Source organism: Streptomyces armeniacus, assembly GCF_003355155.1.
Lineage (GTDB): Bacteria > Actinomycetota > Actinomycetes > Streptomycetales > Streptomycetaceae > Streptomyces > Streptomyces armeniacus.
In genome coordinates this window covers 1,826,234-1,847,787 of the sequence record NZ_CP031320.1, presented here as the reverse complement: position 1 = coordinate 1,847,787, position 21,554 = coordinate 1,826,234, and the positions used below count along the sequence as shown (strand labels likewise).

General features: G+C 72.0%; 21 protein-coding genes and 1 riboswitch. Of the genes, 11 read left to right on the top strand and 10 right to left on the bottom strand.

All coding sequences use genetic code 11. The features are described from left to right. Window positions 1-50 precede the first annotated feature (50 nt). The 5 genes from DVA86_RS08160 to DVA86_RS08140 form a co-directional block, all read right to left on the bottom strand. Complete coding sequence (locus DVA86_RS08160; RefSeq protein WP_245996412.1) at window positions 51-1,274, bottom strand: hypothetical protein; 1,224 nt, start codon at window positions 1,272-1,274, stop codon at window positions 51-53. A 53-nt stretch (window positions 1,275-1,327) separates the two neighbouring features. Beyond that, window positions 1,328-2,251, bottom strand: a complete 924-nt coding sequence (gene metF / locus DVA86_RS08155; RefSeq protein ID WP_208876959.1) for a methylenetetrahydrofolate reductase [NAD(P)H] — start codon at window positions 2,249-2,251, stop codon at window positions 1,328-1,330. Window positions 2,252-2,491: 240 nt separating this feature from the next. After that, complete coding sequence (gene thiE, locus DVA86_RS08150; protein ID WP_208876957.1) at window positions 2,492-3,163, bottom strand: thiamine phosphate synthase; 672 nt, start codon at window positions 3,161-3,163, stop codon at window positions 2,492-2,494. Window positions 3,164-3,248: 85 nt separating this feature from the next. Then, entirely contained in the window at window positions 3,249-3,614 is a 366-nt protein-coding gene (locus tag DVA86_RS08145) for a helix-turn-helix domain-containing protein (protein WP_208876956.1), read from the bottom strand. A gap of 79 nt (window positions 3,615-3,693) precedes the next feature. Then, window positions 3,694-4,896: an NAD(P)/FAD-dependent oxidoreductase gene (locus DVA86_RS08140; protein ID WP_245997560.1), complete on the bottom strand. Its 1,203-nt coding sequence runs from the start codon at window positions 4,894-4,896 to the stop codon at window positions 3,694-3,696. Window positions 4,897-5,057: 161 nt separating this feature from the next. Beyond that, window positions 5,058-5,170: riboswitch (TPP riboswitch) on the top strand. Here DVA86_RS08140 and thiO point away from each other — a divergent pair. From thiO to DVA86_RS08105, 7 genes are all read left to right on the top strand, one after another. Continuing rightward, window positions 5,168-6,490, top strand: coding sequence for a glycine oxidase ThiO (gene thiO, locus DVA86_RS08135; RefSeq protein ID WP_208876953.1), 1,323 nt, complete (start codon window positions 5,168-5,170; stop codon window positions 6,488-6,490). (Overlaps the previous riboswitch by 3 nt.) Further along, window positions 6,490-6,708: a sulfur carrier protein ThiS gene (gene thiS, locus DVA86_RS08130; protein WP_208876951.1), complete on the top strand. Its 219-nt coding sequence runs from the start codon at window positions 6,490-6,492 to the stop codon at window positions 6,706-6,708. The genes thiO and thiS overlap by 1 nt, the downstream gene beginning before the upstream one ends. A gap of 189 nt (window positions 6,709-6,897) precedes the next feature. Continuing rightward, window positions 6,898-7,641, top strand: a complete 744-nt coding sequence (locus DVA86_RS08125) for a thiazole synthase (protein ID WP_208884507.1) — start codon at window positions 6,898-6,900, stop codon at window positions 7,639-7,641. A gap of 109 nt (window positions 7,642-7,750) precedes the next feature. After that, window positions 7,751-10,021, top strand: coding sequence for a Stk1 family PASTA domain-containing Ser/Thr kinase (locus DVA86_RS08120; RefSeq protein WP_208876949.1), 2,271 nt, complete (start codon window positions 7,751-7,753; stop codon window positions 10,019-10,021). A 397-nt stretch (window positions 10,022-10,418) separates the two neighbouring features. Then, complete coding sequence (locus tag DVA86_RS08115) at window positions 10,419-11,141, top strand: transglycosylase SLT domain-containing protein (RefSeq protein WP_208876948.1); 723 nt, start codon at window positions 10,419-10,421, stop codon at window positions 11,139-11,141. A gap of 5 nt (window positions 11,142-11,146) precedes the next feature. Beyond that, window positions 11,147-12,016, top strand: a complete 870-nt coding sequence (locus tag DVA86_RS08110) for a deoxyribonuclease IV (RefSeq protein WP_208876946.1) — start codon at window positions 11,147-11,149, stop codon at window positions 12,014-12,016. Window positions 12,017-12,136: 120 nt separating this feature from the next. Next, window positions 12,137-12,724, top strand: a complete 588-nt coding sequence (locus DVA86_RS08105; protein WP_208884506.1) for a DUF4396 domain-containing protein — start codon at window positions 12,137-12,139, stop codon at window positions 12,722-12,724. Window positions 12,725-12,758: 34 nt separating this feature from the next. On the opposite strand, the gene DVA86_RS08100 is transcribed toward DVA86_RS08105, so the two are convergent. Then, on the bottom strand, window positions 12,759-13,382 hold the full coding sequence (locus tag DVA86_RS08100) for a sulfite oxidase-like oxidoreductase (RefSeq protein WP_208876945.1): 624 nt from the start codon (window positions 13,380-13,382) through the stop codon (window positions 12,759-12,761). A gap of 184 nt (window positions 13,383-13,566) precedes the next feature. On the opposite strand from DVA86_RS08100, the gene bfr reads away from it, so the two are divergent. Next, window positions 13,567-14,046, top strand: coding sequence for a bacterioferritin (bfr, locus tag DVA86_RS08095; RefSeq protein ID WP_208876944.1), 480 nt, complete (start codon window positions 13,567-13,569; stop codon window positions 14,044-14,046). Window positions 14,047-14,099: 53 nt separating this feature from the next. Here the strand turns inward: bfr and DVA86_RS08090 are convergent, their stop codons facing one another. The 4 genes from DVA86_RS08090 to DVA86_RS08075 form a co-directional block, all read right to left on the bottom strand. After that, window positions 14,100-14,552, bottom strand: a complete 453-nt coding sequence (locus tag DVA86_RS08090) for a DUF7144 family membrane protein (protein ID WP_245996410.1) — start codon at window positions 14,550-14,552, stop codon at window positions 14,100-14,102. 75 nt (window positions 14,553-14,627) lie between these two features. Beyond that, entirely contained in the window at window positions 14,628-14,969 is a 342-nt protein-coding gene (locus DVA86_RS08085; protein ID WP_208876942.1) for a (2Fe-2S)-binding protein, read from the bottom strand. A gap of 191 nt (window positions 14,970-15,160) precedes the next feature. Beyond that, window positions 15,161-16,510 carry a class II 3-deoxy-7-phosphoheptulonate synthase gene (locus DVA86_RS08080; protein ID WP_208876940.1) on the bottom strand — a complete coding sequence of 450 codons (1,350 nt, stop codon included), beginning with the start codon at window positions 16,508-16,510 and terminating at the stop codon, window positions 15,161-15,163. 162 nt (window positions 16,511-16,672) lie between these two features. Then, entirely contained in the window at window positions 16,673-18,490 is a 1,818-nt protein-coding gene (locus DVA86_RS08075) for an AMP-dependent synthetase/ligase (protein WP_208884504.1), read from the bottom strand. A gap of 264 nt (window positions 18,491-18,754) precedes the next feature. Between DVA86_RS08075 and DVA86_RS08070 the strand changes: the two genes are divergently transcribed. From DVA86_RS08070 to DVA86_RS08060, 3 genes are all read left to right on the top strand, one after another. Then, the gene (locus DVA86_RS08070) at window positions 18,755-19,516 is read left to right on the top strand and encodes a metallophosphoesterase family protein (protein ID WP_208876938.1); all 762 of its coding nucleotides are present in this window, start codon (window positions 18,755-18,757) and stop codon (window positions 19,514-19,516) included. A gap of 108 nt (window positions 19,517-19,624) precedes the next feature. Next, complete coding sequence (locus DVA86_RS08065; protein WP_208876936.1) at window positions 19,625-20,113, top strand: SRPBCC family protein; 489 nt, start codon at window positions 19,625-19,627, stop codon at window positions 20,111-20,113. A 1-nt stretch (window position 20,114) separates the two neighbouring features. Then, on the top strand, window positions 20,115-21,473 hold the full coding sequence (locus DVA86_RS08060) for an ArsA family ATPase (RefSeq protein ID WP_208876935.1): 1,359 nt from the start codon (window positions 20,115-20,117) through the stop codon (window positions 21,471-21,473). Window positions 21,474-21,554: the final 81 nt, after the last annotated feature.

Here is a 21,554-nt window from a genome sequence, read left to right as displayed (position 1 = left end):
AGGCGGAACAGCGGGCGGATCAGCGCGTACGAACAGGGGACCGGCCGGGCTCAGTAGCCGCCGCGCTGCTCGCCGTAGTCGTAGCCGTACCCGTTGCTGTCGTAGCCGTTGCTGTCGTAGCCGTTGCTGTCGTAGCCGTTGCCCGAGGTGTCGTAGCCATAGCCGTTGCTGTCATAGCCGTTGCCGGACGTGTCGTACCCGTAGCCGTTGCTGTCGTAGCCGTTCTGGTACGGGTACCCCGCGGGATCGGGCGGCGGGGAGCCGGGGTCGCGCTGCTGCGGCACCCACACGCCGCCGGGCGGCGTCTGCTGGTAACCGCCGTCGGGATACGGGGAGTCGGGATAGTAGCCCTGCTGGGGCGCGTACTGACCGTCCGTCACATACTGCGTGCCGTAGCCGTCGGACGGCTGGCCCGCGCCGGGCGCGGGCGCGTACGCGGGCGCCTCCGGCGGGTAACCGGTCTGCGGGGCATAGCCGTTGGCCGGGTCGTACGCCCCCGCGCCGTCGTACGCGCCGCCCGCGCCGTCGTACCCGTTCAGCCCGTCGTAGCCGCCCCCGTCGCCGTACGCCGCGGTGGTGGCGTACTGGCCCGTGTCGTAACCGCCGTTGCCGAACACGTCGGCACCGTCAGCCGGGTACCCGTCCGCGCCGTAACCGCCGTACGCGTCCGCGTACGCCGGGGCGTACGGATCCTGCGGAGGCATCGCCGGCGCTTGCGGCGGTACGGGCGGCGGGCCGCCGGCCGCGGCCATCTGGGGCTGCATCTGCGTCTGGTCCTGCGCCTGGTAGGCGTCCTGGCCCTGGTACGGGTCCTGCCCCGGCGCGTATCCGGGGTAGCCGCCGGGCGCGCTGCCGAGCTGGTCGCCGCGGTCGTAGACGCCGTACTCGCCGGTGTCGTCGCTCAGCGGCTGCGGCTGGTACGTCTCCAGCTCGGAGACCTCCAGCACCGGTTCGGCGTCCACCGGCGGCAGCGGCTCCATGCCGCCGCCGTCGCGACGGCGGCGGCTGGAGCCCGGTTTGCCGCCGAGTGCCCAGCCGGTGGAGAAGCCTCGGCGGTACGAGAGGGTCACGAAGGTCTGGCCGACGGCGAAGGCCATCGCGCCCACCGTGATCACGACGATCGACGACATGACCACCACGCCGACCACCACGGCCGCGAAGCCCGCGAAGGCCAGCAGCCGCCAGCGCAATCGCGCCTTGTACTGCAGCAGCACCTCGCCGAGCAGCCACAGTGCGACGATTCCGAACGCTATGTAGAGGACCGTCCAGCCCATGTACGCCCTCTTCCCGCTGCCGCCCAGCTCAGCTCAGCTCACGTCAGTACAGTTCAGCCCTGGGACTGCCTGTGGAGTCCCAGATTCTCGTAGATCTCGAGGGTCGCTGTGGAGTGGTTGAGCGTGATGAAGTGCAGTCCGGGGATGTCCTCGGACAGCAGCCTCGCGCACAGCTCCGTGGCGTACTCGATTCCGATCGAGCGTACAGCCGCCGGGTCGTCTTTGGCCGCGTGGATGCGGTCCGTCAGCCCACTGGGGAAGCTGGCGTTGCTCAGTTCGGCCAGCCGCTCGATCTGCGCCACGCTCGTGACCGGCATGATCTCCGGAATGATCGGCGTCTGGCAGCCCTGCGCGGCCGCGCTGTCACGCAGCCGCAGATAGTCCTCCGCGCGGAAGAACATCTGGGTGATCGCGTAGTCGGCGCCCGCGCGGCACTTGTTGACGAAGTGCCGTACGTCCGTGTCCCAGTCCGTCGAACGCGGGTGCATCTCCGGGAACGCCGCGACGCCGACGCAGAAGTCCCCGGCCTCCTTGATGAGTTCGACCAGCTCCGAGGCGTATGTGACACCCTCCGGATGCCGCACCCACTCCCCCATCGGGTCGCCGGGAGGGTCACCGCGGATCGCGAGGACGTTCCGGATTCCCGCGTCGGCGTACTGGCCGATGACGTTGCGCAGTTCGGTCCGCGAGTGGTTGACCGCGGTCAGGTGCGCGACGGGCGTCAGGGTGGTCTCGTTCGCGATCCGTTCGGTGTTCTTGACCGTCCCCTCGCGGGACGAGCCGCCGGCTCCGTAGGTCACCGACACGAAGGTCGGTGAGACGGCCTCGATGCGCCGCAGGGCGTTCCAGAGGGTGCGTTCGCCCTTCTCCGTCTTGGGCGCGAAGAACTCGAAGGAGTACGACTGTTCACCGGAGGCGAGCAGCTCTCGTACGGTCGGCGTGCGGTCTGTCCTGGTGATAGGGGTACCAAGGGCCATGCGTGCAGGTTAACCGGCGCCGCAAGTGCGCATCACATCCGCTGGGGCGCTATGTCCCGTCCGTCCGGCTCCCGACCGGTACGGAAGCGCGTACGGGACGTGCACGGAAGGGATACGGGAGGCGTAGGTCCCGCGTACGGACCGTGCGTACGGCGTGACCGTACGGACCGTGTGCGTGCAACCACCGTACGGAGCGCGCGGCGTCACCGTACGGAGCGCGCACCGGCGACCGTACGGGGCTCACTCTCCCCGTACGGGACGCTCACGCAGCCGCTTCGCCAGCTGCGCCGCCGCCGCGCCGGGGTCGGACGCCTCGGTGACCGCGCGGACGACCACCACGCGGCGCGCGCCCGCGTCCAGCACCTCTTCCAGGTTCGTCAGGTCGATGCCGCCGATCGCGAACCAGGGGCGGACGGGCACCAGCGACGCGGCGTACCGCACCAGCGGCAGGCCGGGCGCGGACCGTCCGGGCTTGGTGGGGGTGGGCCAGACGGGGCCGGTGCAGAAGTAGTCGACGCCGGACGCGGAGATCGCCTCGTCCACCTGCGCCTCGCTGTGCGTGGAACGGCCGATCAGGACGTTGTCGGTGCGGTACCCGAGGATGTCGCGGGCCGCCGGCACCGGCAGGTCGCCCTGGCCCAGGTGCAGCACGTCGGCGCCGATGGTGTGCGCGATGTCCGCGCGGTCGTTGACGGCGAGCAGCGTGCGGTGCCGGCGGCAGCTCTCGGCGAGGACGCCGAGGTGCTCCAGCTCCTCCCCCGCCTCCATGCCCTTGTCCCGGAGCTGGATGACGTCCACGCCGGAACTGAGCACCTCGTCCGCGAACTCGCGCAGGTCGCCCTGCTCCTTACGGGCGTCGGTGCACAGATACAGCCGGGCGTCGGCCAGCCGCTCACGGGCGGTTCGGAACATAGGGGTGCCCCCAGAAGGGGGTGTACGGACCGCGCGCGGCGGTCCGTACACCCGGTGGTTGAGTGGTGTGTGTCGGTCGGCGGTCTCAGACGGCGAGCGCCTGGGCCCGCCGCTTCACTTCGGTCCCGCGATTCTCCCGCAGGGCCTGTGCGGGGGTGCCGGGCAGCGTGTCATCCGGGGTGAACAGCCATTCCAGCATCTCCTCGTCGGTGAAGCCGTCGTCCTTGAGCAGCGTGATGGTGCCGACCAGGCCCTTCACGACCCGGCCGTCGCCGATGAAGTCGGCCGGCACCTGCAGCACGCGGTTCTCCCCCCGCCGCACCGCGATCAGCTGGCCCTCCTTGACCAGCTGGCGGATGCGGGTCACCTCGACGTCGAGCCGCTCGGCGACGTCGGGGAGGGTGAGCCACGCGGGGACGAGAGCATCGGTCTTTGCGTCAATCTCGGTCACATACCCAGAGTGCCATCCCGCACTGACAGTCACTACCGCAGCGTCGGCACGTACTGCGTCCCGCCGCCTGCCGTACCCCCTACCGCACCGTGTTCTTCAGCGGCACTTCCGGGTCGGCGAGCAGCTCCGGATCCACGCGTGCGTCCTGGCCCATCAGCTTGCGCGCCTGCGCCAGGTCGCGCGGGCGGCCCACGGTGAGCAGCGCGGTGAGCGCGCCGTCCCGCAGCCAGCACACCGACCACGCGGCGCTGTGCGGGTCGCCGCGGCGCACCAGTTCGTCGCCGTCCGAGTGCTGCCCGATGTACTGCACGAAGCGCCCGAACTGCTCCGACCAGAAGTACGGCACGGGGTCGTACGCGGCGCCCTCCGCGGCCCCCTCGCCGCGGGCCTCGCCGCCTGTACGCGCGTCGGCCAGGACGTTCGCGGCGACGACACGCGGCCCCTGCATCGCGTTGTCCCAGTGGTGCACCAGCAGCCGCCTGCCGTAGCGGGCGGAGGGGAACGACGCGCAGTCGCCGACGGCGTACACGTCCGGCGCCGTCGTACGCAGCGTCTCGTCCGCCCGTACGGAGCCGTCCGGGCACAGTTCCACACCGGAGCCCGCCAGCCAGCCGGTCGCGGGACGGGCGCCGATGCCGACGACCACCGCGTCGGCGGGCAGCCGCTCGCCGTCCGCGAGCACGACGGCGCCCGGCTCGACGGCGGCCACCGCGACGCCCGTACGGAGCCGTGCGCCGCACTCCTCGTACCAGGCGCGCATCGGCTCCGTGACCTCCGCGGGCAGCGCCCCGGGGAGCGGCCGATCGGCCGCCTCCACCACGGTCACGTCGCAGCCGACGTCGCGGGCGGCGGTCGCGAACTCCGCGCCGATCCAGCCCGCGCCGACCACGACCACCGTACGGCGCTCGTCGAGCACCGTACGGAGGCGTTCGGCGTCGTCCAGCGTGCGCAGCAGGTGCACGCCGGGCACGCCCTCGCTGCCGGGCAGCGCGAGGGGCTCGGCGCCGGTGGCGAGGATGAGCCGGTCGTACGGCACCGGGCCGTCGTCCGTGTCCAGCTCGTGTGCCTCCGGGCGCAGGCCGGTGACGCTGCGGCCGAGCGCCAACTCGACGCCGAGCGCGTCGAAGTCGATGTCGAACGCCGAGCCCTCCGCCTTGCCCAGCAGCACCGCCTTGGACAACGGCGGCCGGTCGTACGGCTGGTGCGGCTCTGCCCCGATCAGCGTGACGGGGCCGGTCCAGCCCTGCTCACGGAGTTGGACGGCGGTCTGTACACCGGCCATCCCCGCTCCGGCGATCACGGCCCGCTGCTGCGTCTGACTGTCGTTCACGCGGTCACCCTAACCGTGTGCGCCGCGCGCGCGGCAGCCGGGAGCGCACCGTAGGGGAGCCGCTTTGGCGGGCCTTAACGCCCCCGCAGGAGGCGCAGTAGGCTGGCCGCAGCAGCACATACCGCGGGAGCCCGGACGGACCGGGCTGAGAGGGAGGCTGGCCGGCCTCCGACCGTACGAACCTGATCCGGGTCATACCGGCGAAGGGAGGAGCCGACCCACCATGGGCGACAGCAGCGGCAACAACGACAGCACGCAGCGGCGCGACGACCCGTACACGCACGGACACCCCGACGTCCTCGTTCTCGGCGGGGGCGTCATCGGCCTCGTCACGGCCTGGCGCGCGGCGCAGCGCGGGCTCCGTACGGAGGTGGCCGACCCGGCGCCGGGCGGCGGCGCCGCACAGGTCGCGGCCGGGATGCTGGCGGCGGTCACCGAGCTGCACTACGGCGAGGAGGCGCTGCTCCGCCTCAACCTGGCCTCCGCCCGCGGCTATCCGGCGTTCGTCGCCGAACTGGAGGAGGCGAGCGGCCAGGACGTCGGCTACCGCGCCTGCGGCACCCTCGCCGCCGCACTCGACGCCGACGACCGCGCGTTCCTCCGGGAGCTGCACGCCCTCCAGCTCCGCCACGGGCTCGACTCGGAGTGGCTGTCCGGGCGCGAGTGCCGCCGTCTGGAACCGATGCTCGCCCCCTCCGTACGGGGCGGCCTGCGCGTCGACGGCGACCACCAGGTCGATCCGCGCCGGCTCGCCGCCGCCCTCGTCACCGCCTGCGAACGCGCCGGTGTCCGCTTCCTGCGCGCCTCCGCGGCGCGGCTGTCGGTCGTACGGGACCGCGCCACGGGCGCCGTCCTGGACGACGGTACGGAGCGCGCCGCGCACCGTACGGTGCTCGCGACCGGCCCGTACAGCGGCGGCCTGGCGGGTGTGCCGGACGAACTGCTGCCGCCCGTACGGCCGGTGAAGGGGCAGGTGCTGCGGCTGCGGGTGCCGTCCGCGTACGCGCCGTTCCTCTCCCGTACGGTGCGCGCCGTCGTGCGCGGCGCGCACGTGTACCTGGTGCCGCGCACCAACGGCGAGCTGGTCGTCGGCGCCACCAGCGAGGAGCTGGGCTGGGACACGACGGTCACGGCGGGCGGCGTGTACGAGCTGCTGCGCGACGCGCACGAACTGGTGCCCGGCATCACCGAACTCCCGCTGGCCGAGACCGGCGCCGGGCTGCGCCCCGCCACGCCCGACAACGCGCCGCTGCTCGGACCGACCGGACTGCCCGGGCTGTACGCGGCCACCGGGCACTACCGCAACGGTGTGCTGCTCACCCCGGTGACCGGCGACGCCATGGGCGAGCTGCTGGCCACGGACGAACTGCCCGCGTACGCGCGCCCCTTCAGCCCGCGCCGGTTCCGCACCGGTGCGTCCGCGCGCGCGGACGCACCCGCGGAGGCGCCAGAACCCGCGGGGCCACCCGGACCCGTATCCGCAGCGCGCCCGGCCGGGACGACGCCGGCCGGGACCGAGCAGGCGACACAGCAGGAGCAGCCCTGATGACCGTCACCGCACACGGACACATCACCGTCAACGGCGAACCCCTCGAAATCTCCGCCGGATTCACCCTCGACCGGCTGGTGGCGACGTTCACCACCGCACCGTCCGGCGTGGCGGCGGCGCTCAACGAGGCCGTCGTACCGCGCGGCCAGTGGCCCCGCACCACACTCGCGGACGGCGACCGGGTCGAGATCCTCACCGCAGTCCAGGGAGGCTGAGCACACATGACGGGCACTCTCACCGCCGGGACGGCCGGCACGGGCGCCGAAGCCGACACCCGTACGGAAACCGGCACCCCTACGGAGACCGACACCCGTACGGAAACCGGCACCCGTACGGAAACCGGCACCCGTACGGAGGCCGATCCGCTCACCCTCGGCGACGCCACCTTCACCTCGCGCCTCATCATGGGCACCGGCGGCGCCCCCAGCCTCGACGTGCTGGAACGCTCCCTGCTCGCCTCCGGCACCGAGCTGACGACCGTCGCGATGCGCCGGCTCGATCCGACGGTCCAGGGCTCCGTGCTGTCCGTACTCGACCGGCACGGCATCCGCGTACTCCCGAACACCGCCGGCTGCTACACCGCCGGCGAGGCCGTGCTCACCGCGCGGCTGGCGCGCGAGGCGCTCGGCACGGACTGGGTGAAGCTCGAGGTGATCGCGGACGAGCGCACCCTGCTCCCCGATCCAGTGGAGCTGCTGGACGCCGCCGAAACGCTCGTCGACGACGGCTTCACCGTCCTCCCCTACACGAACGACGACCCGGTGCTCGCCCGCAAGCTCGAGGACGCGGGCTGTGCCGCGATCATGCCGCTGGGCTCCCCCATCGGCTCCGGGCTCGGCATCCGCAACCCGCACAACTTCCAGCTCATCACCGAACGCGCCGGGGTGCCGGTCATCCTCGACGCGGGCGCCGGCACGGCGTCCGACGCCGCGCTCGCGATGGAACTGGGCTGCGCGGCGGTCATGCTGGCGTCCGCGGTGACCCGGGCGCAGGAGCCGGAGCTGATGGCGGCGGCCATGCGGCACGCGGTGGAGGCGGGCCGCCTCGCGTACCGCGCGGGCCGCATCCCCCGCCGCCACTTCGCGGAGGCGTCGTCGCCGACGGCGGGCACGGCGGTGCTGGACCCGGAGCGGCCGGCGTTCGGCTGAGCGAAACGTCATGGCGGGATAGGAGGGTTGTCACACTTCCGCTTCAGTGCCTTCCGCCCGGTGCACAGGGTGGAGTGGGCCGACAGGGCCGCCTCGTAGACTCTGCGCCGTGGATACGACCCTTCACGACCCACTCGTCGGGCAGCGGCTCGACGGGCGCTACCGCGTCGACGCGCGCATCGCAGTCGGCGGGATGGCCACGGTGTACCGCGCCGTGGACACCCGCCTGGACCGCGTGCTCGCGCTGAAGGTGATGCACACCTCGCTCGCCGCCGACGGCGTCTTCGTCGAACGCTTCATCCGCGAGGCCAAGTCCGCGGCCAAGCTCGCCCACCCGAACGTGGTCGCAGTCTTCGACCAGGGCACCGATGGCACGTACGTCTACCTCGCGATGGAGTACGTCGCCGGGTGCACGCTCCGCGACGTCCTCCGCGACCGCGGTGCCCTGCGCCCCCGCGTCGCGCTCGACGTGCTGGAGCCGATGCTCGCCGCGCTCGGCGCCGCACACCGCGCCGGGCTCGTCCACCGGGACATGAAACCGGAGAACGTCCTGATCGGCGACGACGGCAGCGTCAAGGTCGCCGACTTCGGGCTGGTGCGCACGGCGGACGGGCAGACCACGTCCAGCACCGGCAGCATCATGGGTACCGTCTCGTATCTCGCGCCCGAGCAGATCGAGGAGGGCACGGCCGACGCGCGCGCCGACCTGTACGCGTGCGGCGTGCTGCTCTACGAGATGCTGACCGGCGCCAAGCCGCACGCGCCCGGCACCCCGGCCCAGGTGATCTACCAGCACCTGCACGAGGGCATCCCGACGCCGTCCCGCTCCGTACCCGGGCTGGCCCGGCAGCTGGACGAGCTGGTCGCGCGGGCCACAGCACGCGCCCCCGGGGACCGCCCGGACGACGCGGTGGCGCTGCTGGCGGAGGTCCGTACGATGCGGGCGACGCTCAGCGACGAGGAGCTCGACGCGGTGCCGCCCCGGGCCCGTACGGACGCGGACGAGGGCGCCGAGCACCTCACGAGCGTGCTCTCGCGCCGCGTGAGCCAGGGCGCCGTGGCGCCGCCGGCGGCCGGAGCGGCGGCGGGGGCAGGCGCGGGCGCTGGCGCGTCCTCGGATACGCCCCAGGACGCCGTGCCGGGCCGGGTGCCGGAGGGCCGGGCACCCGCGGCGGAGCCGGAGCCGCCCGTACGGGACGGGATCCCCGCGCAGGCCGGGGCGCCGCCGGTACGGGCCGAGACGCCCGACCGCGACACCACGCAGCTCGCCGCCCTACCGCACGCGGAGGCCGCGGAGCCGCCCGCCGGGTCCGCACCCGCCGAGCACGCTCCCCCGGGCGCGAACGCTGCCCCCGGGGCGGCTTCCGGCATCCCGTACACCCCCAGCCCGTACGCCCGCGCCCACGCCCTCCCGGACCCGGACGCGGAGCCCCGTACGGACGCCGACGCGGACTCCCCGGCGGACGGGGCCGGCGGGACCCGGGACGCGACGGGGCTGCGGCGGTGGCTGCCGCGCCGCACCCTGCTGATCCTGGCCGCCGTGCTGCTCGTACTGCTGGCGGGCGGCGGCGCCTGGTACTTCGCCGCCGGGCAGTACACCAAGACCCCCGCCGTGCTCGACATGACCGAGGCCAAGGCGCGGGACACGCTCGAGAAGGCCGGCCTCGACGTGGACGTCCAGCGGGACTACAGCCTGCGGGTCAAGCGCGGCCGCGTCATCGAGAGCTCCCCCGGGCCGGGCGAGCGGGTCGGCGGCACCGACGCGGTCACCATCGTCGTCTCGCGCGGCCCGGAGATCGTCAAGGTGCCGGATCTGTCGGACCAGCCGCTGGCGAAGGCGCGCGCGAAGCTCAGGGACGTGGGGCTGGAGCCGGGGCTGATCTCGCGCGAGTTCGACGCGCAGACCGCCCAGGGCTCGGTGATCCGCACCGAGCCGGACACGGGCACCGGGAAGCGCCCCGGCTCGGCCGTCGCCCTCACGGTCTCCAAGGGACAGGCGATCCAGGTCCCGGACCTGATCGGGGACGAGGAGAAGTCGGCGCGGGACGTGCTGGAGGCCCTCGGCCTGAAGGTACGCATCGCCAAGGAGCGGGTCTTCTCCGACGAGGAGGCCGGCACCATCGCCAAGCAGTCCTCCAGCGAGGGCGCGCCCGTGGCCAAGGGCGACACCATCACGCTCACACTGTCCAAGGGGCAGGACATGGTGGCCGTCCCGGACGTCGGGGACATGACCGCCGACAAGGCGCGCCAGACCCTGGAGGGCGCGGGCTTCACCGTGGACGTGCGGAAGGTGTTCGTCTCCGACCGCGTGTTCAACCAGGCCCCGGACGCCGGCGACAACGCGCCGCGCGGGTCCGAGATCACCATCTGGGTGCGCTGAGCCGCCGGGCTCACACTCCCACTGCCGAACCCCACAGGGGCGGCGCCGGACGGCGCCGCCCTTTGGCGTGTCGAAACCCCCCAAACCACTCACCTCATGTGCTTCTGCGAACACTCCTGGTGATGCGACCCCGGGCGCTCTGTGAGCCCGCACATAGGACACAGATCACTTACGACCAGGATTAGTGCGGATATTTCGGACTCCTGATGGCGTTGACCTGCGAGTGAGACATCCGCTCTGTCCCCTTCTCACGAAAGCGGGTAGTACGTCACACTTTTGATCCGCGAATTTCCAGGCCCTAACAATTGCCGACGTCGCACGGTGCCGTGAACAGATCGCGGCCCTTCTGCCTGTCCCCTGCCTCTGCGACGCAAGCAATCGAAAGGCCGCTCTTTCCATGCTCAGCATCAACCGCTTCACGCGTATGTCCAAGACCGCCAAGCACTCGACCGCCGGCGTCGTGGCCGGAGCCGCCGCACTTTCCCTGGCCGTTGTGCCCGGTTCCGCCGACAGCGGCGACAGCAGCCAGAGCACCGCCGCGAAGGCCGACACCATGCCGGTGGCCTTCACCGGGAAGGTCAAGCACCCGGAGTCCCAGCAGGACGGCATCGCCCAGCAGGTCGACGCCGTCGAGCGGGCACAGGCGAAGGCGGCGGCGAAGAAGAAGGCCGCCGAGGCGAAGCGGCAGGCCGCCGCGAAGGCCGAGGCCGCCGAGGCCGCGAAGAAGCGCGAGGCCAAGCAGCCGGCGAGCCGCTCGGCCGAGCGCCCGCAGGTGAAGAAGGCCGCGAAGCCGAACTTCCCCAACAACCTGGACGGCTGGATCCGCGAGGCCCGCTCGATCATGAAGGAGAAGGGCATACCCGGCTCCTACGAGGGCATTCACCGCAACATCATCCGTGAGTCCGGCGGCGACCCGAACGCCATCAACGACTGGGACATCAACGCCCAGAACGGCGTGCCCTCCAAGGGCCTGCTCCAGGTGATCAAGCCGACCTTCGAGGCGTACCACGTCAAGGGCACCCCGAAGAACCTCACCGACCCGGTCGCGAACATCGTCGCCGCCTGCAACTACGCGGCCGACCGCTACGGTTCGATGGACAACGTCGACTCGGCATACTGAGCTGTGTGACGACTCCGCGAGAACGCAATCCCATCGGCGGTCATGTCCCGGTAGCCCGGGGCCTGGCCGCCAATGGCCTTTCCTACGCGAACGAAATCGGGGCGGAGGCCGTCCAGGTGTTCGTCGCGAATCCGCGCGGCTGGGCGACAACGCCCGGCCGCGCGACGCAGGACGAGGAATTCCTGGCCGGCTGCGCGGCCGGGCGGATTCCCGCGTTCGTCCACGCGCCGTACCTGATCAATTTCGGTTCGCACACCGAGGCAACCGCCCGCAATTCCGTTTCCTCGCTCCGCCATTCACTGCGCCGCGGCCGCCGGATCGGCGTGGCAGGCGTCGTCGTCCATACGGGCGCGGCGACCGGCGGCCGGCCCCCTGACATCGCGCTGGCGCAGGTGCGCGAGCGGATGCTGCCACTGCTGGACGAGCTGACGCACGAGGACGACCCGTGGCTGCTGCTGGAGCCGACGGCCGGACAGGGCGCCTCGCTCTGCTCCCAAGTCCCCGACCTGGAGCCGTACTTCGAGGCGCTGGACCGGCACCCGAAGCTCGGGGTCTGCCTCGACACCTGCCATCTGCACGCGGCGGGCCACGACCTGTCCGTACCCGGCGGCATGAAGCAGATGCTCGACACGCTGGAGGCCGTCGTCGGCTCCGGGCGGCTCAGGCTGATCCACGCGAACGACTCGAAGGACGTCGCCGGCGCGCACAAGGACCGGCACGCGAACATCGGCGCCGGGCACATCGGTGCGGAGCCGTTCGCCGAGCTGATGAGCCACCCGGCGACCGCCGGGGTGCCGCTGGTGATCGAGACACCCGGCGGCAAGGAGGGGCACGCGGCGGACGTGGCGCGGCTGAAGGAGCTGCGGCCGCACTGAGCACCCCAGGCCGGGCGGGCGGGCGGTGCGGACACGCACCGGGAGGCGGAATACCCCTCAGGGGTATATGGTTGCCCGTGTCGGCAGCCACCGTTCCGCTTTCCCTACGAGGTGTTGATGATGCAGCAGCCGCCCTCCCGCACCGGGCACGGCACGCACGATCACGACGGACACGAGCACGGCGCGCACGCGGACCACACAGAGCACGCAGACCACGCCGAGCACGCAGACCACACCGCACACGCGGGCCACATGGACCACACCGGCCACGCCCCCGCCTCGTGGTCCATGGCCGCCAGGGCCACGCTCCACTGCCTGACCGGCTGCGCCGTCGGCGAGGTGCTGGGCATGGCCATCGGCACCGCCCTGGCCTGGCACAACGCGCCGACCATGGCCCTCGCGATCGTCCTCGCGTTCCTCTTCGGCTACACCTTCACGATCTACGCCGTGCTCCGCGCCGGCCTGAGCGTCCGGTCGGCCCTGAAGGTCGCCCTGGCCGCCGACACGGTGTCGATCGCCGTGATGGAGCTGGTCGACAACGGCGTGATCCTGATGACGCCGGGCGCGATGGACGCCCATCTCTCCGAGTGGCTGTTCTGGGGCACCCTGGCGGTGGCGTTCGCGGTCGCCTTCGTGGTGACCACCCCGGTGAACCGCTGGCTGATCGGCAAGGGCAAGGGCCACGCGGTGGTGCACCAGTACCACTGACCGCCGGGAGTACGGGGGACGGCAGGGGCGGCGGCTAGAGCCCGGGCCCGTCCCCCGGCTCCTCCTGGTAGGAGTAGCGCTGCTCCTGCCAGGGGTCGCCGATGTTGTGGTAGCCCCGCTCCTCCCAGAAGCCGCGCCGGTCCGCCGACATGTACTCGATGCCGCGCACCCACTTCGGCCCTTTCCAGGCATACAGGTGCGGCACGATCAGCCGTACGGGGAATCCGTGCTCGGCCGTCAGCAGTTCGCCGTCGCGGTGGGTGGCGAAGAGGGCGTTCTCCGCGGTGAAATCGGAAAGCCGCAGATTCGAGCTGAAGCCGTACTCCGCCCACACCATGACGTGCGTGGCCTCCGGGCCCGGCGGCGCCAGCTCCAGGATCGTACGGGTGCTCACTCCGCCCCATTCGGCGCCCAGCATGCTGAACTTGGTGACGCAGTGCAGATCCGCCACCGCGGTCTCGTAAGGCAGCGCACTGAACTCCTCGTGCGACCAGCAGTGCTTGTCCGCGTCGGCGGTCACGCCGAACACCCGGAATTCCCAGCGCTCCGGCCGGAATTTCGGCACCGGCCCGTAGTGGGTCACCGGCCAGCCTCGCTGCAGTCGCTGTCCCGGCGGAAGCTGCGCTTGCTCCGATTCGCGGCTTTCCGGCTGACCCATACGTCCATGGTGACAGACCACCCCGGGTGCCCCTGACCGCCCCCCGCCTGCAACCTACACAATCCTTAAATCCGGGCAATTCCGGTAACTTTGCTAAGCCTGCACTTACTGGACCGGCTCGCCACAGCGGTGCGAGGATGCGCGCGCACATCCTCCGATTCACGTGTGGAAGGAGCCCGCTGCCATGCAGGGCGATCCCGAGGTCATCGAATTCCTCAACGAGCAGCTGACCGCCGAGCTGACGGCGATCAACCAGTACTTCCTGCACGCCAAGATGCAGGAGAACTTCGGCTGGCCCAAGCTCGCCAAGTACACGCGTTCCGAATCGTTCGACGAGATGCGCCATGCGGAACGGCTCACCGACCGCATTCTCTTCCTCGAGGGCCTGCCCAACTACCAGCGGCTGTTCCACGTACGTGTCGGCCAGACGGTCACCGAGATGTTCCAGGCCGACCGGCAGATCGAGGTGGAGGCGATCGACAGGCTGCGCCGCGGGATCGAGGTCATGCGCGCCAAGGGTGACATCACCTCGGCGAACATCTTCGAGGAGATTCTCGCGGACGAGGAGCACCACATCGACTACCTCGACACGCAGCTGGAACTCATCGAGAAGCTCGGCGAGCCGCTCTACATCTCGCAGCTGATCGAGCAGCCCGACAGCTGAGCCCGGCCGCGGGCGGCGGCGGGCGCGGGGCCGGTCCCGCCCGGCCGCCGCCGTCAGGGGGCGGTACGGTCGCCGCCCGCCTCCCCCGCGCCCGCGCCCGCGCCCGCGCCCGAAGGCATCGTGCACAGCGCCCAGATGACGAGCGCGGACATGGCCATCAGCACGATGGACCACACCGGGTAGTACGGCAGCGACAGGAAGCTCGACACGATGAGCAGCCCCGCCATCACCACGCCGACGACGCGGGCCCAGAGGCTGCCGGAGAACAGACCGAACGCGACGAGCACGGTGGCGGCGCCCAGGATCAGATGCACCCAGCCCCAGCCCGCCGTGTCGAACTCGAAGGTGTAGTCGGGCGTCGCCACGATCAGATCGTCCTTGGCGATGGCCACGATGCCGCGGAAGACGTCGAGGACGCCGGCGATGAGCAGCATCACCGCCCCGAAGACCACGATCCCCCCGGCGAATCCCTGGTGGACCGGCTGATGCCGGACGGTGTGTGCCATGTCGCTCGGCCTCCCGCGCTGTCGCCCTGGCAGGGATTATCCGCCCGGGGAAGCGGGCCCGCACCTCAGACGGTGTCAGGCGGCGGCGGGCTGAACGGCAGGAGACTGAGCGGCGGCACGCTGTACGGCCGCGGGCTCGAGGACGCCCGGTTCGCGTACGGCGGGTTCGTGGGCGCCCGGTTCGCGTACGCCCGGCTGGGGCGCCGCCGAGGGCGGGAGTGCGGGCTCGCTCTGCTCGATGCCCGCGCGGCGCGGGCAGCTGCCGCGTCCGAGGAGGCCCTGGATGCGGCGGACGCACGAGCCGCAGTCGGTGCCCGCCTTGCTGGCGGAGGCCATCTGGCGCGGGGTGCAGGCTCCGGCCTCCGCGTGCTCACGGACCTGCTCTTCGGTGATGCCGAAGCACGAGCAGACGTACACGCGGTCACCTCCAGCTCGGCACGGCTCTCCCGGAGCCCGTTGACAGTGAGGTAACCCTAACCTTACCCGGCCCGCGCCGTCCACCAAACGCCGTGGGGCCCGGGTCACACCGCAGGTGACACGGACCCCACGGGCCGGCGCTCAGCGCTCACTCGCCGCGGCTCGCTCGTCGCGCGCTCGCTCGTCGCGGCTCACTGGTCGCGGTACATCTCCGCCACCAGGAAGGCCAGGTCCAGCGACTGGCTGCGGTTGAGCCGCGGGTCGCACGCCGTCTCGTACCGCTGGTGCAGGTCGTCGACGAAGATCTCGTCGCCGCCGCCCACGCACTCCGTCACGTCGTCCCCGGTGAGCTCCACGTGGATGCCGCCGGGGTGCGTGCCCAGGCCCTTGTGCACCTCGAAGAAGCCCTTGACCTCGTCCAGCACGTCGTCGAAGCGCCGCGTCTTGTGCCCGCTGGCGGCCTCGAAGGTGTTGCCGTGCATCGGGTCGCACACCCACGCCACCCGCGCACCGGACGCGGTGACCTTCTCCACCAGCGTCGGCAGCCGGTCGCGGATCTTGTCCGCGCCCATCCTGGTGATGAACGTGAGCCGGCCCGGTACGCGGTCCGGGTCGAGCCGGTCGATGAGCGTCAGCGCGTCCTCGGGCGTGCTGTTCGGGCCGAGCTTGACGCCGATCGGGTTCCGCACCTGGGACGCGAACTCGATGTGCGCGCCGTCCAGTTGCCGGGTGCGCTCGCCGATCCAGAGCATGTGCCCGGACACGTCGTAGAGGTTGCCGCTGCGCGAGTCCGTACGGGTCAGCGCGCTCTCGTAGTCGAGCAGCAGCGCCTCGTGCGAGGCGTAGAACTCGACCGTCTTGAGCTCCTCCGGGTCGGTGCCGCAGGCGTGCATGAACTTCATCGCCTGGTCGATCTCGCGCGCCAGCGCTTCGTAGCGCTGCCCGGACGGCGAGCTCTTGACGAAGTCCTGGTTCCAGGCGTGCACCTGGCGCAGGTCGGCGTAGCCGCCCGTGGCGAAGGCGCGCACGAGGTTCAGCGTGGAGGCGGACGCGTGGTACATCCGCTTGAGCCGCTCCGGGTCGGGCGTGCGGGCCTCGGCGGTGAACTCGAAGCCGTTCACCGAGTCACCGCGGTACGTCGGCAGGGTCACGCCGTCGCGGGTCTCGGTCGGCTTGGAGCGCGGCTTGCTGTACTGCCCGGCGATGCGGCCGACCTTCACCACGGGCACGGAGCCGGCGTACGTGAGGACCGCGCCCATCTGGAGCAGGGTCTTCATCTTGTTCCGGATGTGCTCCGCCGAGACGGCGTCGAACGCCTCCGCGCAGTCACCGCCCTGCAGCAGGAAAGCCTCGCCCCTGGCGACGGCGCCCAGCCGCTCCGTGAGCAGGTCGCACTCGCCGGCGAAGACGAGCGGCGGATACGACTCGAGCTCGGCGGTGGCTGCGCGCAGAGCCTCGCGGTCCGGCCAGTCAGGCTGCTGCGCCGCGGGCAGGTCTCGCCAGGTGCGGACACCGGCGTCGGAATTGGCGTTCACGGTCACCACCCCAGGTTACGTGGTCGCGGGCGCGGACATTACGCCGGACCGGTGAATGAGACGGGTCAGTGTACGGCGGCACGGCGCGCACCCGTCGTACGGAACCGGCCGCCCGCCGTACGGGCTCCCGCGCGCCCCCGCGTACGGGCTCCGCGCACGTGTCGCGGGTCACCCCCCGTAGAGGGCCTCGATGTCGCCCGCGAAGTCCTTCGCGACCACGTTCCGCTTCAGCTTCAGCGACGGGGTGAGGTGCCCCGACTCCTCGCTGAACTGGGCCGCCAGCACGCGGAACTTCCGTACCGACTCCGCCTTGGACACCGCCGCGTTCCCGTGGTCCACCGCCTGCTGCAGCTCCGCCAGCAGTTCCGGATCGGCCAGCAGCTCCGAGTGCGTGAGCGCGGCCTTGCCGTGCTCCTCGGCCCAGCGCGGCAGGAACTCCTCGTCCACGGTGAGCAGCGCCCCGACGAACGGCCTGCCGTCGCCGACGACGATGCACTCCGCGACCAGGGCGTGCGCGCGGATGCGGTCCTCGATGACGGCCGGGGCGACGTTCTTGCCGCCCGCCGTCACCAGGATCTCCTTCTTGCGGCCGGTGATCGTGAGGTAGCCGTCCGCGTCCAGGGAGCCGATGTCGCCTGTGTGGAACCAGCCGTCGGCGAGGGCGTCCTCGGTGGCCTGCTCGTTGTTCCAGTAACCGGTGAAGAGGTGCTCGCCGTGCAGCATCACCTCGCCGTCGTCGGCGATCCGGATCACGGAGCCGGGCAGCGGCTGCCCCACGGTGCCGGTCTTCTGCCGGTCGTACGGGTTGAAGGCGGTGGCGGCACAGGACTCAGTGAGGCCGTAGCCCTCCAGCACGGTGAAGCCGATGCCGCGGTAGAAGTGGCCCAGCCGCTCGCCGAGCGGTGCGCCGCCGGAGATGGCGTGGGTGGCGCGGCCGCCGAGCACCGCGCGCAGCTTGCCGTAGACCAGCCGGTCGAAGACCTTGTGCCGGAGCCGCAGCCGGAGCGACGGGCCCTCGCGGGTGTCCAGCGCGCGGCTGTACGCGATGGCCGTGTCCGCCGCCTTGTCGAAGATCCGGCCCTTGCCGCCCGCCTGGGCCTGCGCACGCGCGGAGTTGTAGACCTTCTCGAAGACGCGGGGCACGCCCAGGACCATGGTCGGGCGGAACGCGGCCAGTTCGTCGGTCAGTGTCTTCACGTCGGACACGTGGCCGAGCTTGACCGGTGCCATCACCGCGGCGACCTGGACGAGCCGCCCGAAGACGTGCGCGACGGGAAGGAAGAGGAGGACGGACGACTCGCCGGTGCGGAAGAGGGCGCCGAGACGTTCCACCACGTTCCCGCACTCGGCGAAGAAGCTGCGGTGGGTGAGGACGCAGCCCTTGGGGCGGCCGGTGGTGCCGGAGGTGTAGACGATGGTGGCGGGCGAGTCGGCGTTCGGCGCGGAGCTACGCGCGTCCACGGTCGCGTCGGGGACACCGTCGCCGGCCGCGGTCAGCTCGGCGACGGCGCCCCGCCCCTCGGGGTCGCGGGGCGAGGACTCGATCTGCCATACGTCGGTCAGCGCGGGCAGCCGGTCCCGTACGGCGTCCAGCGCCTTGGCGTGCGCCTCCGTCTCGACCACCGCGGCGACCGCGCCCGAGTCGCCCAGGATCCAGGCGAGCTGCTCCGGCGAGCTGGTCTCGTACACCGGCACCGTGACGGCGCCCGCGCTCCAGATCGCGAAGTCCAGCAGCGTCCACTCGTAGCGGGTGCGGGACATCAGCGCCACGCGGTCCCCGACCTGCACACCGGCGGCGATCAGGCCGCGCGCGGCGGCGTGCACCTCGGCGAGGAAGCCGGCCGCGGTGACGTCCTCCCAGACACCACCGCGCTTCCGGGCGATCACGGGAACGTCGGGATGCTGAGCGGCGTTACGACGGATGAGGTCGGTCAGATTTCCGTCCGCGGGGACCTCGTAAAGGGCCGGAAGGCTGAACTCGCGCAACTGCTGCTCCTCGTCGGCGCCGGACGGGGACCTTGCGGGGCGGCCTCCGTGGACTCGGTCCAAGATCTCCGGGGATCCTGAAGGATGACGGCCCGGACGTTACCCACTGGTAAAGCCATGGGGATAGGGGGCGGCGGTGAGATGTTCGCTCCGTCACACGCGCGCCCGGACACGCCTTGCCGAAAGGTTAGTGCACACCCCGAGGGGCCGGGAATCGCCGCAGGTGGACATCGTGTGACTGGACAGCACATCTAAGGTGAGCCCATGCGAGTGCATGTGGTGAGCGACGTACACGGCAACAGCCGCGACCTCGCCAGGGCGGGTGACGGCGCGGACGCGCTCGTCTGCCTCGGCGACCTCCTGCTGTTCCTCGACTACGCCGACCACTCGCGCGGCATCTTCCCCGAGCTGTTCGGCGTGGAGAACGCGGACCTGATCGTCGAGCTGCGCACCGCACGCCGCTTCACCGAGGCCCGCGAGCTGTCGGCGCGGCTGTGGGCGGGCGTGGACCGGAAGGCGACCGTGGAGGCCGCCGTACGCAGGCAGTACGCCGAGCTGTTCGCGGCCTTCCCGACCCCTACGTACGCGACGTACGGCAATGTCGACATGCCGCCGCTGTGGCCCGAGTACGCCGGCGACGGCACGACCGTGCTGGACGGCGAGACCGCCGACATAGGCGGGCTCCGGTTCGGCTTCGTGGGCGGCGGGCTGCCCAGCCCGATGCGCACCCCGTACGAGATCGACGAGGAGACGTACGCCGCGAAGATCGCCGCGCTCGGCGAGGTCGACGTGCTGTGCTCGCACATTCCGCCCGAGGTCCCGGAGCTGTGCTACGACACCGTCGCCCGCCGCTTCGAGCGCGGCAGCGCGGCGCTGCTGGAGGCGGTGCGCACCATACGGCCGCGGTTCCACCTCTTCGGGCACGTGCACCAGCCGCTGGAGCGGCGGATGCGGATCGGGCGCACGGAGTGCGTGAACGTGGGGCACTTCAACCACACCGGTACGCCGTGGGTACTGGAGTGGTGAGGCCACCGGGCAGCTGCCGGACGGCAGATGACGGCGGCACCCCAACCGCGCGGTAGCCTTCCAGCGCACACGGCAGCAGCGGCACGGGCAAGCGGAGGAGCCACGGCGATGGCGGAACACACCAGCTCGAGCATCACCATCGAAGCGGCACCCACCGAAGTCATGGGTGTGATCTCGGACTTCGGGCGCTATCCCGAGTGGACCGGCGAGGTCAAGGAGGCCGAGGTGCTCTCCTCTGACTCCGACGGGCGCGCCGAACAGGTACGCCTCCTGCTGGACGCCGGCGCGATCAAGGACGAGCACACGCTCGAGTACGAGTGGGCCGGCGAGCACGAGGTGCGCTGGCACCTGGTCAAGTCGCAGATGCTGCGCGCGCTGGACGGCTCGTACGTGCTGGCGCCGCTGTCCGGCGGCGCGAGCACGAAGGTCACGTACCAGCTGACCGTGGACGTCAAGATCCCCATGCTCGGGATGATCAAGCGCAAGGCGGAGAAGGTCATCATCGACCGCGCGCTGGACGGGCTGAAGAAGCGCGTCGAGTCGGGCGCGGGCGGCCCGGAGGGCGGGCCGGACGCGTCGAAAGGCGACCGTCCCTGAGATGCCGGACGACGGTCCGGACCGCACGGATGGCGACGACCGTACGGAGGCCGAAGAGGCCCGTACGGATGGCGACGACCGTACGGAGGCCGCACCGGCCGTCCGTACGGTGCTCGTCACCGGCGCGGGAGGCAGCGGCCGTACGACCGTCGCGGCCGCGACCGCGCTGCGCGCCGCGCGGGGCGGCGCACGCACGCTGCTGCTGAGCACCGCGCCGGACGGGGTGCTGGAGGCGGTGCTGGACGCGCCGCTCGCTCCGGCGTACGGGGCGGAGGACGCGTACGGGCCGCTGCGGCCCGCCGCCGTGGACGGCGTACCCGGGCTGTGGGCGGCCCGCGTCGACCCCGACGAGGACTTCCGCGCGCAGGCCCTGGCCGTCCAGCGGCACGCACGCGCCGCGCTGGAGTTCACCGGCTCCGAGCCGCTCGCCGAGGACGAACTCACCACGCTGCCCGGCGCCGGCACCTTCGCGCTGCTCCGCGCCCTGCGCGCGGCCGGCGGCACGGACGGCTCCACCGGGCCCGCATGGGACGTGGTCGTCGCCGACCTGCCGCCCGCGCCCGAGGCCCTCGCCGCCCTCGCGCTGCCCGAGCAGCTGCGCCGCTACCTGCGGCGCCTGCTGCCGCCCGAGAAGCAGGCCGCGCGGGCGCTCCGCCCGGTCCTCGCGCAGCTCGCCGGGGTGCCGATGCCCGCGGAGTGGCTGTACGGCGCCACCGCGCGCTGGGAGCGCGAACTCGCCGGTGTACAGCGGGTGATCGACGCCGCGGGCACCTCCGTACGGCTGGTCACCGAGCCCGGCGGCGCGCTCGCCGTCGCGGCACTCCGTGCCGTACGGCCCGCCCTGGCGCTGTACGGCCTGCGCGTCGACGCGGTCGTCGCGAACCGCGTCCTGCCCACCGGCTCCCCCGACGAGTGGCTGGCCGCACTCTCCGGGCGGCAGCAGGCCGTACTCAAGGAACTGCGCGAGGCCGCCGGCGACGCGCCGCTGACCGAACTCCCGCACCTGGGGCGGGAACCGCGCGGCCCGCACGACCTGGCGGCGCTGCCGGCACCGGCCGTCCGCGGCATGGACGCGGAGCCCGGCAGTGCCGCCGCCGTCGAGGACCGGCTGGCCGAGGAGGGCCTGCTGCACTGGCGGCTGCCCCTGCCGGGCGCGGGCCGGGACGCGTTGGGGCTCGTACGGCGCGGGGACGAGCTGACCGTCGGCGTCGGCCCGTACCGCCGTACGCTGCCGTTGCCCTCCGTGCTGCGCAGGTGCCGGGTCACGGGGGCGGCGCTGGCGGACGGGGAGCTGCGGGTGCGTTTCGCGCCGGAGCCGGGGCTGTGGCCACGGGCGGAAAGCGGTCAGGACGGGGGCTGAGGGCGCGCGGCGGCCCACGCCGTGCGGCTGTTCGGGTAACGTCGAGAGTGAGCCCGTACGACCACAAGTCGCCCGTCCCGT